The sequence below is a fragment of the Dictyobacter alpinus genome, from assembly GCF_003967575.1.
GTDB classification, from domain to species: Bacteria; Chloroflexota; Ktedonobacteria; order Ktedonobacterales; family Ktedonobacteraceae; genus Dictyobacter; species Dictyobacter alpinus.
The window spans coordinates 1,331,264-1,347,741 of record NZ_BIFT01000002.1 but is presented as its reverse complement, the minus strand read 5'-3'; the positions used below and the strand labels follow the sequence as shown (position 1 = coordinate 1,347,741).

The window sequence follows — 16,478 nt, the reverse complement described above, 5'->3', positions numbered from 1 at the left end:
CATCTGATGAACCACATCCTGCTGCTACTTGATCATAAAACGAATCGTACCTTGCTCTCAGACTGGCTAGGGCAACATTATCAAGTGCTCTCGCCTGAACAAGGTACGATACCTGCGGCCCCTTTTGACCTTTGTTTGATCGATGGACCAGCCCTGGATCGCCTTTGGAAGGAAATACGCCAGCGTAAAACCATGGAGGATCCTGCGTTTTTGCCGGTGGTGCTTATTACTTCTAATCGCGAAGCTGAATTGCTGACCCGGCACCTCTGGAAGACCGTTGATGAGTTGATCAGGGTACCAATCGAGAAATTGGAATTACAAGCGCGTGTGGAAATGCTCTTACGCACGCGCCAGCTTTCGCAAGACCTCAAATTGCGCAATGAAGACCTGGAGTCCTTCTTTCACGCGATGACCCATGATTTACGTGCCCCATTGCGGGCCATCAAAAGTTTTACGCAGCTTCTGCAGGAAGAAGAAGGCGCGCATATAGGAGAGCAGGGGCAGCAAGATTTGCTGCAAATACACTCTGCCTCCGCGCAGATGGAGGAAATTATTGGTGGCCTGGTGGCCTTTGCGCGTGTTGAGCGCAGCAATCGCCAGATGCAATCTGTCTCTTTAGCATCCCTTGTTGAAACATGTCTGCGCCGCTTGCAGCCAGATATCCAGCAGCGTCAGGCTCAGATTGTGCTTGATGGCCGCCTGCCGGATGTGCAAGGCAATAATACTCTTCTCTCGCTGACGTTGACTAACCTGTTATCTAATGCCCTCAAGTTCATGCCACCTGGTGAACGACCTGTGATTGCGATTCGAGCAAGCACTTCCCAGCAAATCTGTCGATTAGAGATCGAAGATAATGGTATTGGTATCTCTTCAGAGGATCAGCAGCGCTTATTTCAGCCTTTTGTTCAGTTGCACGGTGTAGAGGTCTATGAAGGAGTGGGTCTGGGATTGGCTACGGTGCGTAAGGCGGTAGATTTGATGGGCGGACGTATTGGTGTCACCTCCACTCCAGGGAAAGGCAGCATCTTCTGGATAGAACTACATGGAGGAGCGTGAACATGCGATTTCTGCTTATTGACGATAATCCGCAAGATCGGGAATTGATCAAGAGAGCGATTAAGAAGGTCTTCTCGGATGTTACCTATGTAGAGGTCATCCATCAGCAAGCTTTTGAGGAGGCGCTCCAGCCTCTGGACTATCAGATCATCTTTACCGATTACCAGCTTAAATGGAGTACAGGACTTGAGATCCTCAAGACGGTCCGGCAGCACTCCTCATCCTTGCCAGTGATCATGGTCACTGATACAGGGAGCGAAGAGATCGCCGCGGAGGCCATGAAACAGGGTCTTAATGACTATGTACTCAAAGCCCATCTCTATCGCCTGCCTCTCGCCATTAACGAATGCCTGGAACGTGTCCGACTGGAGAAGGAGCGCGAAGAATTGCACATGCAGATCCAGCAAGCACAAAAGATGGAGAGCCTGGGATTGCTCGTAAGTGGCATTGCCCATGACTTTAACAATTTGCTGGCAGCAATTACCGGTTTTTCCGATCTCGGAATGAGGGGAACCAAACCTGGCATCTCCCCATTTTATGATTATTTCCAGCATATTCATCACCGCTCAGAGCAGGGGACACGCATGATCAAACAACTGCTGTCCTTCGCCCGTGGCACACCGATGGAGCCCCAATATCTTAATGTGAACGCACAGATCACGAACCACCTCGATTTTTTGCAAACCCTGCTGGGAACGAGTGTGCAGCTTGATTTTGAAGCCGATCCAGATTTAAGATCAATCTATGCGGATGCTACTCAACTGGAGCAGATACTGGTCAATCTGTGTTTGAATGCTCGCGATGCCATGTCTATGGGCGGAAACCTGAAACTACTTACCCGACAAATTGAGATTACTCAGGGCTCTCTGCCTATTCATCCCTATCTGCCATCTGGCTCTTATGTCTTACTACAGGTCAGTGACACTGGCATCGGAATGGATGAACGGGTGCAGGCTCGTTTGTTTGAACCGTTCTTCACCACGAAAGAGGTTGGCCAGGGAACAGGACTTGGCCTGTCTGTCGTCTATGGTATTGTGAAGCAACACCAGGGCGTGATCCGTGTGCATAGTCAACCGGGGCTGGGGAGTACCTTCTCACTCTACTTTCCGGCGGTTGAGCCTACAACGGAAGAGCTCAAGGAGCATGTGCCTTTTGTTGGATCCAAGATCGAGCGTGGTGGTGAAACACTCCTCCTGGTGGAAGATGATCCTGACATCCAGATTGTTGTGCGCGAGAGTCTGGAAGATTATGGCTATACGGTCATGCTTGCCGGTAATGGTGAGGAGGGCGTGGCCATCTTTGACGAACATGCCTCATCCATTTCTCTCGTTATTGCGGATATTATGATGCCCAAAATGAAGGGTAGGCAATTTCAGGAATATGTGCGCAGGAAGCGTGCGGATACCAAAGTATTGATTATCAGTGGCTATCAGGAAATGGACTTGAAGCGACGTGAACTGCTGGATACTAGAAGTGCGTTTTTACAAAAGCCTTTTGACCTTGATGTCCTTGTGGCCAAAGTACGTGAACTGATTGATCTAGAACCTGTTCCATCAAAAGTCGATCATGAACAGGAAGGTATGGAAAAGTGATGGCCTGTTCCAGATAGGATGAGCTAAGGTTATTGCGGATACAATGCGACCGTCACACGATCAATCATGTGACGGTCGCATTGTATCCGCAGCCGTGAATAGAAAAGAGACGCCTATTTATGGACGTCGATAAGAGATACTACTCCAGACAACGACAAGCATAATTGCAGCAATAATTGTACTGACGAGAGGAACGCCCTCAATACTTGGTTCGCCCGCAATATGAAAGTGGAAGAAACCCACGATCAAGAAGATGGCGAACAGGCCAACCATAACCGCACCCAGGATACCGGCTGGTGCGCGTCGACCAGCAATAACTTCACCCAGAATACCAACCAGAGCAGCGATTACAATCCATACAATTAATTGTATTGCTGTAACTTCCATGTCATACCTCCATGCAAAAAACAAATGATGCCAGATTACTAATTTAAACACGGCTATAAAGAGCTGATGGACTCAACTATCATGGTTGGTGATATACCATTATGAGGGTGAGGAAGAACAATACTCTCAAGAACTGTTATACTAATATATCAATATCAATTGTCTATCGTAAGACTTGCAAATTGCCTGCATATAGCAGATAAGTCTACACAGGACATTATTCTATAAAAGGAGAGTTCGCTTGTCAAGAGCGATAAATAGTGTATGAATCTTGCACCTGCTCGCTGGATCTGGTTTCCTTCTCGCCGTACATTACCAAATACCTTTGTGTTGTTTCGCAGATCGTTTACGCTGCCGGAGTTACCGCTGCGTGTCCATGGTTGGGTGATTGCCGATAGTCGCTATCGCTTGAGTGTGAATGGACAGCGTGTACAATGGGGTCCGGCACCGGCAGATCCACGTTTCTCCGAGGTGGATCCTCTAGATATTACTGTCTATTTGCACAAAGGCGACAATGTTATCGGTGTTGAGGTGCTTTATTATGGACATGGTGAGGGCACCTGGATCAGTGGCAAGCCCGGCTTGCTTTTACAATTAGCGTTTTCCTATCAAGATGGTCGGCAAGAGCAGCTTGTGACGGATGAAACATGGTTGAGTTTGTTAGATCGAGCGCATAAACCTGGACAATATAAACGCTGGTATTTACGAGCACTGCAAGAGGAATTTGATGCCCGCTTGCAGCCTGTCGACTGGAATGTATCTACTTACATGCCTGATGATAGCTGGCTGCCGGCGCAAATTTTAGATGCACCAGCAGATAAGCCAGCAGGCTGTGGTAGCTATAAAGATTATCTGGCCGATTCCGCGCCAGCCGCCAGCAATAGTAGTTTGTTACCCAGACAGATCCCTTTGCTAAACGAACAGAAGGTATCTCCCCTCAAGCTTACCAGTGCTGGTTATGTACACTGGCGACGTGATCCTTTAGATTGGTTTGAGATGCGCACGCCAGAGGCATTCTCCATCAGTCGAGATCTCACGGTGGTAGAGGCCCAAGAAGAAGAGCGCTGGCATTGCCTTGCACCCGAAGCAGAGAATAGCGCCCTATACCTCACATTTGAATGGACTGAGCAACTGGTTGGCTGGCCCTATTTTACGATTGAAGCTACAGAAGGCACCATCGTTGAAGTGATCCACCAGGAATCCCATGATCCAGCACATACTGAATGGCTGGATAACCATTTCTACTCCTGGTCGCGCTTTATTTGCCGGGCTGGTCAAAATACCTTTGAGTCTTTTGACTACGAGTCGTTACGCTGGCTACAACTGCACATCCGCAATATGACTGGACCCGTTACTATTACACATATAGGTGTACGTCGCCGTGAATATGCGTGGCCACAGATACCGCAGATCACCTGTGCCGAGCCGGAGCTTCAACGTCTGTTCGCCGCCAGCATCAATACTATTTATAATAGCGCTCAGGAAACATGTGTCGATGGAATGGGGCGTGAGCGTCAGCAATATAGTGGGGATGGTAGCCATCAACTCTGGGCGATTCGCAGTTTCTTTGGTGAGACGCGCCTACCCACACGTTTCCTGAACACATATAGTGCGGGTCAGACCCATGAGGGATATTTTTTGGATAGCTGGCCCGCCTATGATCGCCTGGTTCGTATCGCGCAACGTCAGGTCCAGACCTCGCCATGGGGACCAATACTTGATCATAGCATTGGATTTGTCTTTGATACCTGGTACCACTATCTGGAGACGGGCGATCTAGAGGCAGTGCGTATGGCATATGGTCATTTCAAGTTACTGGCAAGCTATCTGGACCAACTGCGCACAAACGATCCACATAACTTGTTGCCAGTAGAAAATATGCCCGTAACCATAGTCTGGATCGATCACGAAGCCTATCAACAGCAACGCCACAAGCAATGTGCCTTCAATCTTTACACGGCTGCCATGCTGCAGTATGCGTTGGTGCCACTGGCTCATGCTTTTGAAGATCAGCAGCTTGCGCAACATGCAGGCCAACTGGCAGAAGCCTTGCTAACCGCAACGATACAGCGTTTCTGGAGTCATGAGCGCAATATTTTTGTCAACAACCTCCCATGGTTGGACGAAGATGCTGGCCCACGTCTTTGTGACCGCTCGTTGGCCACTGCCATACTCTTCCAACAGTGTCCAGATAACCACTATCAAGCCGCACTGCAAGCTTTGGTAGAATGTCCAGCAGACATGGGATTCTCTTATCCCGCCAATGCGGGCTGGCGCTACTGGGCATTGGGACGTTATGGTCGCACTGACAGCATCCTGCAAGATTTCAGACAGCGCTGGGCCAGCATGAAATCCGTCAAATACAATAATACCCTGCAAGAGTTCTGGGATGCGGCAGCCGATTCAACCGCGCAATGGAGCCATTGTCCTGTAGCGCCGCTCTATATTCTTAGTTCTGAAATTATTGGCTTACGCGCCACCAGTCCTGGTTTTACTCACTACAGTGTTCAACCCCAACTTGCTGATCTGGCAGCGCTGAGCACCACCCTCCATACCGTGCGTGGTTCCCTCATATTTCACTCAGTACGTGAAGAGGCAGGACATCGCATCACTCTACAGACACTCATCGAAGGCGAAGGGGTGCTGATCGTGCCATTTCCCATCCAGACAGAACTCCTGCCACTCTCTATAGAGAGCAAAGGGCCACAACATTATCGCTTACAACCATCACAAACCATTACCTTCTGGTTGCCAGATGCCCCAGTGAAAGCTTATTAACGTCCTATGCAAATTTCTCTCCCATACCAACGTTTAGAGGAGGAAAATGGGGAGGCGATCACGACCGCCTCCCCATTTTCCTCCTCTAAAACAAGCAAGCGCTGCAGGAGCGAGATGTCGTCATTAAAACTACGCCCGAATTTATTAAGAACTTCTTAAACATTTTTTCTTATAGCTTGAACATATAGATGTAACTTGAATTCATATAATCGCGCTCTTTTTTCCTGCGTACATCGTAGGACGCAAGAAAAGGGTAGCTACTAAGACGCTATCCACCCGCTTGCAACTTTGTTTCACCAAATGTAAGCAAATGTATGACACCTCCATGGCAATGTTGCCAGGTTATCCTCTCTGGTTCACACATTGTAAGTAAGTAAATGTTTAATTTTGCTCAAACATGCATTGATGGTTTGAATATGCATTGTCATGCTCTGGTAATTACTTTGTCTTATGGTTATACTTTTTGTTGTATGCATGCATGTGTCCATAAGAAATGTAATATATTTCAAGTGATGTTCTACATTCTTTGTGTGATTGCTTTGGTGTTAAAAGGAGGAATGCTGTGCCAGGAAAAGAGCCTATTGCTATTGTGGGTATGGGATGTCGCTTTCCCGGAGCCAATAATCTCAAAGCCTTCTGGCAACTCCTCTTCGAGGGGACAGATGCGATTAAAGAGATACCAGTTGAGCGTTTTGATGTTGATGAGGTATACGATCCAACTCCTGGTTCTGCAGGCAAACTGATTACACGTTGGGGTGGTTTCCTTGATGACGTGGATCAGTTTGATCCTTACTTCTTTGGCATCTCGCCCCGTGAAGCGGCACGTATGGATCCTCAACAGCGTTTGTTGCTAGAAGTGGCCTGGGAAGCTTTTGAGGATGCTGGCTTGCCGGTGGAAAAACTGGCTGGCTCTAATACAGGCGTCTTTATCGGGATGTCAACCAACGATTACGAGGATTTAGCTTTTGCGGATCGTGAGAGCGTTGACTTATATATGATGACTGGCTGTTCTCGGGCGGTGGCATCTGGGCGTTTGTCCTATGTTTTGGATCTGCAAGGACCGAGCATGACCATTGATACGGCCTGTTCTTCGTCACTGGTGGCGGTACATCTGGCCTGTCAGAGTATCTGGAACGGGGAAAGTTCATTGGCCCTGGCCGGAGGCTCAAATCTGGTCTTAGAGCCTGAACAGGGGCTAGGCTTTTCCAAAATGGGTCTACTTTCGCCAGATGGACGTTGCAAGACCTTTGATGCGCGTGCCGATGGCTTTGTACGTAGCGAAGGTGTAGGCACCGTCATTTTGAAACCCCTGTCTCAGGCCCTGGCCGATCGCGATCCTATTTACTGTGTAATCCGGGGAAGCGCGGTGAATAACGATGGACGTACCAGTGGCTTACTTGTGACACCAGGGCAGAAGTCGCAGGAAGATGTTTTGCGCAAAGCGTATCTGGATGCGGGTGTGGCTCCCGAACTGGTACAGTATGTGGAAACGCATGGGACTGGTACGATTGTTGGGGATCGTGTAGAGGTTACTGCGATCGGAAGAGTTTGTGGGGAGAAGCGTTCAGCAGATCAAGCCTGTTTGATTGGTTCTGTAAAAACCAATATTGGCCATACAGAAGGCGCGGCTGGTATCGCTGGTCTGATCAAGGTGGCTCTCTCGCTTAAACATGGTATTATCCCCCCCAACTTACATTTACAACAACTGCACCCCAATTTGCCATTGCAGGAACTTAACTTACGCGTGCCACAGCAGGTGGAGCACTATCAACAGCGTGCTGGTAGACCGGCCCTGGCCGGAGTGAGTAGTTTTGGTATCTCCGCCACCAACGCCCACATGGTATTAGAGCAAGCGCCACTCTTAATACATAGTACTCATCAGGAAGTGAGAGAAGAGGCTCAATTACTTACCCTCTCCGCTAAAACTCCCGAGGCACTAAGTGCGCTGGCATATGCATATCAGACAGAACTTATGGTGTCCGCCGACACCACTGTGCCTATGCTCGCAGATATATGTTATACCGCCAGTTGTCGTAGGAGCCATCATCATCAGCGTCTGGCCGTGTTCGCACAAAGCACATCCCATCTTCTAGAGCAGCTACAGGCCTTTCTCCAACAAAAAGATCAACAGGGCATCGGCAGCGGCAGTGTTCCTGCGCGTAGACCTAAAATTGTTTATGTCTTTCCCGGCCAGGGTTCACAGTGGTTAAAGATGGGCCGGAACCTGGTAGCGCAGGAACCAGTTTTTCGTGAGACGCTCCAGCAATGTGAGCTGATGATGCGCCCTTATGTGGATTGGTCATTATTAGACATCGTAACCACAAATGAAGATCCCCTGTTACTTCAGCGCATTGATATCGTACAGCCCACCCTCATGGCGATCCAACTGGGCCTTGCCGCCGTCTGGAACGCCTGGGGTATTCAACCAGATGCGGTAATCGGTCATAGCATGGGAGAGGTGGCAGCGGCAGTTGTCGCAGGCGCGCTGAGTATGCAAGACGCGCTACAAATTATCTGCCAGCGTAGCCTGCTCTTGAAGCGTGTTGCCGGACAGGGTTGTATGGCTGTCGTCGATCTCTCGTTGGAGGAGGCGCAGCAGTGGCTGGTCGGCAAGGAAGAGCAGATCTCAATTGCCACCAGTAATGGGCCAAACTCAACCGTCTTGTCTGGCGATGTGGCTGCTATTGAGCAACTTATGTCTAAACTCCAGGCCCAAAAAATATATTGTAGTTTGATCAAAGTCGATGTTGCCTCTCACAGTCCGCAGATGGATCCATTGTTAGCTGAATTGCGGCAGTCCCTGATGAATATACGATCGCAGGAAGCACGGATCCCTTTTTACTCAACAGTGATAGGAGCTCCCCTCGAAGCAGAGCAAGAATTGGATGCTTGCTACTGGGCTCAGAACCTGCGGCAGCCGGTACTCTTTTTTTCGACTGTGCAACGCCTACTTCAGGACGGGTATAGTATCTTTTTAGAGATAAGCGCACATCCTATTCTGATGGCTGCGGTGCAGAAAGCGCTCCAGGTAGAAAAATCAGATGGGAGCGTTATTTGTTCCCTACGTCGTGACATGGATGAACGAGAGATCCTGCTCCAGTCCCTCGGCGAACTGTATGTTCATGGTATTGCGCCTGATTGGGATGCGTTTTATGCTACCAGAGGACAATATGTATCGCTCCCCAGTTATCAATGGCAGCGTGAAAAGTACTGGTTAAGTGAACATGAGTTAGAGCATCGGTTAGCACATACACATGGATTGCGTGCCCAAAAAACTGTTAACCATCTGCTTGATGACCTTTGCTTGACCTCGGCGGCCCGGCCTGGCGAATATGTCTGGGCGTTTGATCTGAGCAGTATGCTCTTCCCTTATCTATCCGATCATCGTATTCAGGGCAGAGTTGTTTTGCCTGCCACAGCCTATCTTGAATGTGTGCTGGCCGCTACAAAAGAGATTTTTGGCGTCGATCATTGCGCGATAGAGGATATTGCCTTTAAACAGGTCCTTTTCCTTCCCGACGATGGAGTCCAGCATGTTCAACTTATTATCGCACCCGCCATGCCAGGTCTGGCTTCGTTCCAATTTTTCAGCTTGCAAGGTGAAAGTTCCACTACCCATAGTCAATGGGAATTACATGTCAGTGGAACACTCCTCTTAAACCAGCAGGCTCAAGAATCGATGTTTGTCGATGCTTTAGATGTGGCGCGTATACAGAAAGAGTGCTCGCGTACACTTTCTGGAGCGCAACATTATCGTAATATGGAGCGGCAGGGACTTGAGTATGGCTCCAATTTCCAGGGAATAGAGCAGATCTGGCAAGGCTATGATGATGCGCTCTGCCAGGTACAGATTGTGCCAGCCCTGCGGGCTAATATTGATAAATACCAATTTCATCCAGCGCTGTTCGATGCCTGCCTGCAAGCTGTACTGGCTGCCTTGCCGCACTATGTACTGGATGATGAAGAGGCAGGAGCGCCAATTGTGCCGGTTGGCATTGGACACTTGAAGATGTATCAGCAGGCTCGCACAGCTTTATGGAGTTATGCTCGCGTCGTGCTGAAGCAGCCAGAAGGTGCCAATCAGTACAAACTATCATGGCAAGTACTGGATGAAGCTGGACAACTGGTACTTGAGGCCAGTGATGTCTGCCTGCAACGATTAGCGGTAGATGCTTCTTCTGAGAAGCAAGAAGAGATTGCCGACTGGTTGTATGAAATTCAATGGCATGGCATGCAGGAGAAGCAAGAGAAAAAGGCCACCGATCATGACCGAGGTAGCTGGCTGATCTTTGCTGATCGTGTGGGTGTAGCGCAGCAGGTAGCTGAGTTCTTAGAGATGTCTGGTGATCAGGTTGTATTTGTCTATCCTGGTGATGAGTATCAAGAAATGACCCACCTGGCACAGTATCAGTTGCATCCCACACGACCAGAGGAGTTCCATCACTTCTTTGCGACGATCAAAGAAGCTGAAGAACTGCCGCCCTGCCATGGCATTCTCCATTTCTGGAGCCTGGAAGCGGCTCCCTCTCTACAGATATCCTCGGAGCAGTTGAAAGCGGCTGAATTGTTGGGATGCGCCAGTACTCTGCACATTATCCAGGCGATAGAGGCGCTTGGCTGGTCACAGATACCACGCCTCTGGCTGGTTACCAATGGCGTACAGGCCATCGGTTCCGAGTGCCCACCTGTTGCTGTTGCCCAGGCTCCCCTATGGGGATTGGGAAGAACGATTGTTTATGAGCATCCCGAGCTACGCTGTGTCCGTGTGGATCTGAGTGTAGAGATCCGCACGACTGAGATCCAGTCTTTATTCCAGAGCATTTATGCTGATGAGTCTGAGGACCAGATAGCGTTACGGGGTAAACAGCGTTATGCGGCGCGGCTAGAGAAGGTCGAGCCAGGCAGCCTCAATACGCGTCCATCGTCGTATGCGTTTAATGAACCTAATCCTTTGCTTGCGGAGGCCAGGCCCTGTCGCATTGAGGTACCTCTTCCCGGCAGCCTGGATAATCTACGTCTCGGCATGGCGACGCGTCCACAGCCAGCTAAAGGAGAGATTGAGATCCAGGTTAGCGCGGCAGGACTGAACTTTAAGGATGTTCTTTTTGCTCTTGGGATGCTGGATTACCAGGATGGAGCGGTCCACTTTGGACATGAGTGTGCGGGACGGATTACTGCTCTGGGAGAAGGAGTGGAGGGGTTTCGGATTGGTGATGAGGTGATCGCGGTTGGAGCGCCAGCATGCTTTAGTCGTTTTGTGCTTAAGCCTGCCACATTTGTCTTGCCCAAACCACGTCAGCTCAATTTTGCCGAGGCCGCGAGCACGCCGCTTGTGTTTCTGACTGCTTACTATTCTCTGTGCCATGTAGGGCGTTTGACCAGAGGAGAGCGCATCTTGATCCATGCAGCCAGTGGTGGTGTGGGTCTGGCCGCTGTACAGATTGCTCAGTGGATCGGAGCTGAAATCTTTGCGACCGCTGGTAGCCCCGAGAAGCGGCAATTTTTACGTGAGCTGGGCATTCAACATGTGTTGGATTCGCGTTCATTGAGCTTTGTCGATGAGATTTTTGCGCTGACAGCTGGCCAGGGTGTTGATGTTGTGTTGAATTCTTTAGCAGGAGAAGCCCTGACGAGAAGTTTCTCACTCCTCGCCAATCATGGACGCTTCCTTGAGCTGGGAAAAAAAGATATCCAGCTCAACAATCAATTGAGCCTCTCTCCATTTGAAAGAAATCTGTCTTTCTCCGCCATCGATATATCCCTGCTCTTAAGAGAGCGTCCACACATCATGGTACCATTGTTGCACGAGATCTTGCATAAATTTGAAAATCGTACTTTCACGCCATTGCCAACCAGCGTGTTTCCTCTGACAGAGACGGTTGAGGCATTTCGTTTCCTGGCCCAGGCCAGACATATCGGCAAAATTGCTATCTCATTTGAGGCTGTACCAGTTGAAGATGCTGTTTATACTGCGTTGGACGCAGATCTATTCAACGCGCAGAGTAGCTATCTGATTACTGGTGGACTGGGAGGACTGGGCCTGACCATTGTGCAATGGATGGTTGAGCAGGGAGCACGCCATTTTGTACTGGTCGGAAGAAGCGCGCCTTCCGCAAATGCCGCAACGTTACTGGCCGCGCTCAAAGCCCAGGATGTTGACATTCTTGTCTCGCGGACTGACATCACCCAGGTGTCTCAGGTGGCTGACATGCTCAGTCAGGTCAAAGCCTCAATGCCGCCCTTGCGTGGTATCCTGCATGCGGCCGCCATTCTGAAGGATGGGATTCTTTTACAGACCGATGTAGCGCGTTTGCAAGAGGTACTGGCCCCCAAGGTACAGGGTGCCTGGAATCTGCATCAGCAGACGATAGATGTGCCATTAGATTTCTTTGTGCTCTTCTCCTCGACCGCATCCTTGATTGGCCTGCCCGGTCAGGGTAATTACTCGGCGGCCAATGCTTTCCTGGATGCGCTGGCGCATCATCGTAAAGCGTTGGGATTGCCCGCGCTGAGTATTAACTGGGGAGCCTGGTCAGAAGTTGGATTGGCGGCGGCGCAGGCCAATCGTGGTGGAAGACTGGCGCAGCGGGGTATCAAGAGCATTCCACCTCAACAGGGTCTGGAGACCCTGGCCTTATTGTTGCGTAGCCAGAAAGAACAGATAGGTGCTATGCCGTTTGATATTGTGCAATGGCAACAGTTCTATCCTTCGGTGAGTAACTCCGCTATGTTCGCCGGGTTGTTAGAGCGTAAGCAGGTTTATGCTGGCACAGCCGAAGCTGTACAGGAGCAGAAGACATTCACGCTTGATCTGTTACTTGCAGAGACAGAACGTAAACGAGAGGAGTTGCTACAGACATATCTGAGCAAACAGATTGCGCGCATCTTGCGTATTCCCGTGGCAAAACTTGACATACAACGTTCGCTGCATACACTAGGCATTGACTCACTGATGGCCGTTGAACTCAAAAATCAAATTGAGTCCGATATCGCCATCACCGTGCCAGTCGTACTCTTATTGCAGGGTATCACCATTCTACAACTGAGTGAATTCCTGGCAAGCGAAATAGTAGGAACATCCGAAAGTGATGAAGTAGAGCTTATTCCGGGGCGTCAGAATTTTGTTACCGAAATGAACGCACAGGGCGTCAAACCTTATAAATAGAGGCGAAATTTGCTCTGGCATGGTAATACGCGACGAGATTTGTATGATAGGACAGGTACCTGCACCTGTCCTATCTATTTATTGAGCGAGCATCGACTACAAAACTATCTCCAGCATGCTCAACAGGCATAAGATCTCCAGCATAAAATCCATATGTCGTGCTCATTAGCCCATTATGGCTATGTTTTATTTTGTATCAGTATGTATCAATACAAAGCATGTTATGCTATTCTCAACAATAAGCAAGCGGAGTTTCTTCTGTCGCTATTCAAGGAATGTCTGGTGGCAGCAGATTATGCTATTGGGTGTGCGTATTACTGGTGAACTGAGATACGTACAGGCGTTTTGTCCTCATGTGTATTCAGCAGAAGATGGCTATTTTTATACATCAATGAGGCCCATCTATACTGACAAGAGGTTGCCATGTTGATTTTACGTAATGACAAGTATCATCATGAATGTGGAGAATGTCCTCCCTCGGCAAATTGTAATCAGCATATTTATATGGCTGCAGCTAAAACACGCAAGAGCCTTATCGCAAAGAGCCTATTTTGTGTCGCGGTATTAATCTTTCTGCTTTTCCCTACTGCTATATTACACCTGTATAATTTTGATCTGGACAATATACATGAATTACAATCTCCTGATCCAGGTAGCCATAGTAATGCTCAAACACATACCACTCTTGATATGACTGCTTTAAAACACATGAAGCTGTCAGCCGCTTCCGCTTATGGATTGACACCGCAAGAATTGTGGAAGTTGTATAACCTGCCTGGCCTTAATGGTGGTGAAGGACAATTGATTGCTGAAGTGATTGATGGATCTATTCCAAGTATGGAGTCCGATCTCAACGCTTATAGTCAACGTTTTGGCCTGCCTGCGTGTACGGTTGCCAGTGGCTGCCTGACCATCCAAAATCAGGGTGGCCGATATATTCCAAAGGGAGCAGATCCGGCAGAAGGTATTCTGGATGTTGAGATCATGCATGCAATTGCCCCGAAAGCCAAAATTCTTCTTTATATCATGTCATCTGATAATACATCGATTGCCAGGGGACCAGCCGACATCATCAAAAAGCCTGGATTGAGATCTATCAATATGAGTTATGGCTTTGAAGGGAATGGCAAAAGATTTGCAAACCTTTACAATAATAATCCCAATCATGTGGCTCTGTTTGCTGCTTCGGGTGATGATGGTTATGGTAAGATCACGCCACCATCTATTTATCCTGGCGTAATTGCCGTTGGTGGCACCATTGTGAATGGTACAACAGAGATCGGATGGAGTGGTTCAGGTGGTGGGCTCAGCAAATTGTATCCAGAGCCAGCCTATCAGCAAAGTTATGGGATCCCCCAGGCCAATGGTCATCGTGGCAATCCTGATGTCGCAGCCGTTAGTGGTACACCAATTGCTATCTATGAAATGGGACGCTGGAGAGGTGAGCGAGGTACCAGTGTCGCATCACCCATCTGGACTGGCATCGCGGCTCTGGTGAATAAACCTATCACCAACGAATTGCTTTATGGTCTGGCCAAAGCGAAACCTGATTCGTTCGGGGATATTACATCTGGCGCCAACGGTAAATGTGGATTTTATTGTACCGCCCATCCTGGTTATGATTATGTGACTGGCCTTGGCACACCAAAGAACTTTGTCGCTAATGTCAACGCCATGAGTACCGCACAGGCCATGGCTTTAAAACCATAAAAATAACATCTGGTATAGCAATAAGAGGGCATCTCATGTTATAGGGATGCCCTCTTATTGCTATATTGCTTATATTTGGGCGTTGAAGTACCCGTATTTCTTATATATGATGTTGTGAAAAAAACTGTGCTCTTGCACAGTTTTTTTCACAACATCATATACTTCTTGAGCGCCGAAGGCGCGAAAAATCATGCATAGATAGTATGGTGAACATGAAAATTAAATATGGAGAGTAAGGACGAAAAATCACATTTTGATAAATACTTATATACAATCTATCTATAAGTATGTTATGGTAGAGATGGCGCCCCTCGCTTATTGTATCTACTTGAAATAATCCTACCCGGAGGTAGACTATGAAGGAGCTCTCATCCTCACCAGAGGTCACTACCAAACAGCAAGCCCCACGTTCGCGCTATCCACGCTATGTATTTATCCTCTTTTGTTTTATTAATCTACTCAATTTTTTAGACCGTAATATTTTTACCGGAGCCTCAAATGCCATTGCTAAAGATTTGCACTTATCCTTAGACCAGGTAGGCTATATTGCTTCCGCTTTTTTGATCGTATATACACTGGCGACGATTCCACTGGGATTATGGGCGGATCATTCACCACGTAAAAATGTTGCGGCTTTTTGTGTTGCCGTCTGGAGTATTGCTACTGCCTGCACCTCGCTGGTCTCAAACTTCACCTTGATATTTCTTTCACGTATGGTCCTCGGTATTGGTGAGGCTGGATATTATCCGGCTGGAACAGCCCTACTCAGCGATTATTTTCGTCGTGATCAGCGCGCCCGTGTTATGAGTGTCTGGGGAGTGGCGCAATATACCGGTATTTTTATCGGCTTTGCGGTAGGTGGTGTGTTAGGGGCTAAAGGACTCTGGCGGCAAGCATTTTTAGTGGCGGCTCTACCAGGTCTGGTGGCAGCATTTTTAGTCTGGCGTATGCGTGAGCCGCGACGTAATCAGGCCGATGAAGAAGCATTATTGCTGGCAGAACAGGGTGTGTTGCCCGCGATAGAAAAAGAGCTCCCTCCGCTACCAGCACGGCCAACCACCAGTTTTGCTGGCGTCCTCAAGCAGTGTTGGGAGTTGTTACACATCAAAACACTGATCGTCCTGATTGTTGTCCAGACCTTTGCTTTCTTTGTGCTGAGTGCCAATGTCACTTATCTGCCACTCTTTTTGCAGCAACGAGATACTTTCAACCTGAGCCAGGAAGTCACTGGCATTTACTCTGGTGGTGTGATCATTCTGGCAGGTATTATTGGTAATCTTTCAGGAGGATTTTTCGCAGATCGTCTGGAGCGGCGTTTCTCAGGTGCTCGCGTTCTGGTCAGTGGCCTGAGTTTTCTGGTGAGTGCTCCAGTGTTTGTGGTGGCGGTTCTAGCAAAAGACTTCACAGTCTTCACTGTTTTCTTATTCCTGACAGTTTTTCTCCTGGCCATTTATGGTGGCCCCTGTACTGCCGCCACACAAGATGTTGTACCCTCCTGGCTGCGCTCCTCATCCATCGCAGTTTCTATGCTGTTTGCCCACCTGTTAGGAGACGCCTTCTCACCTGCAATTATTGGTATCATGGCTACGAAATTTGATCCCACGCACGGACAACATTTCGCGCAGAACCTGGCGGGCCGTGATCTCGGGCAGGCTCTTTTGATTACGTGCACTCCTGCCCTGGTTCTTGCGGGTCTCGCTGGTATCTTTGGATCCCGTTGGATGAAAGCCGACGTAGATGCTGCCCTGGAAGCAGAAAAAGCTGGAGAACCACAGTCTGTATAAGAGCTT

At 48.8% G+C, this 16,478-nt stretch carries 7 protein-coding genes; 6 read left to right on the top strand and 1 reads right to left on the bottom strand.

Annotated elements, in window-relative coordinates; all coding sequences use genetic code 11:
- Positions 1 to 6 precede the first annotated feature (6 nt).
- Together EL633_RS27820 and EL633_RS27815 are read left to right on the top strand one after the other, a co-directional pair.
- Complete coding sequence (locus tag EL633_RS27820) at positions 7 to 1,056, top strand: sensor histidine kinase (RefSeq protein ID WP_126630502.1); 1,050 nt, start codon at positions 7 to 9, stop codon at positions 1,054 to 1,056.
- 2 nt (positions 1,057 to 1,058) lie between these two features.
- Complete coding sequence (locus tag EL633_RS27815) at positions 1,059 to 2,648, top strand: hybrid sensor histidine kinase/response regulator (protein WP_126630501.1); 1,590 nt, start codon at positions 1,059 to 1,061, stop codon at positions 2,646 to 2,648.
- A gap of 117 nt (positions 2,649 to 2,765) precedes the next feature.
- Here EL633_RS27815 and EL633_RS27810 read toward each other — a convergent pair whose 3' ends face one another.
- On the bottom strand, positions 2,766 to 3,035 hold the full coding sequence (locus tag EL633_RS27810) for a transglycosylase (protein WP_126630500.1): 270 nt from the start codon (positions 3,033 to 3,035) through the stop codon (positions 2,766 to 2,768).
- A gap of 264 nt (positions 3,036 to 3,299) precedes the next feature.
- Here EL633_RS27810 and EL633_RS27805 point away from each other — a divergent pair, with 264 nt between their 5' ends.
- From EL633_RS27805 to EL633_RS27790, 4 genes are all read left to right on the top strand, one after another.
- Positions 3,300 to 5,813, top strand: coding sequence for an alpha-L-rhamnosidase N-terminal domain-containing protein (locus EL633_RS27805; RefSeq protein ID WP_126630499.1), 2,514 nt, complete (start codon positions 3,300 to 3,302; stop codon positions 5,811 to 5,813).
- A 562-nt stretch (positions 5,814 to 6,375) separates the two neighbouring features.
- A complete protein-coding gene (locus EL633_RS27800) occupies positions 6,376 to 12,978 on the top strand; it encodes a type I polyketide synthase (RefSeq protein ID WP_126630498.1) in 6,603 nt (2,200 codons plus the stop codon).
- A gap of 504 nt (positions 12,979 to 13,482) precedes the next feature.
- Positions 13,483 to 14,688: a S53 family peptidase gene (locus EL633_RS27795; protein WP_161982494.1), complete on the top strand. Its 1,206-nt coding sequence runs from the start codon at positions 13,483 to 13,485 to the stop codon at positions 14,686 to 14,688.
- Between the two features lie 356 nt (positions 14,689 to 15,044).
- Positions 15,045 to 16,472, top strand: coding sequence for a spinster family MFS transporter (locus EL633_RS27790; RefSeq protein ID WP_126630496.1), 1,428 nt, complete (start codon positions 15,045 to 15,047; stop codon positions 16,470 to 16,472).
- The last annotated feature ends 6 nt before the right edge of the window (positions 16,473 to 16,478 follow it).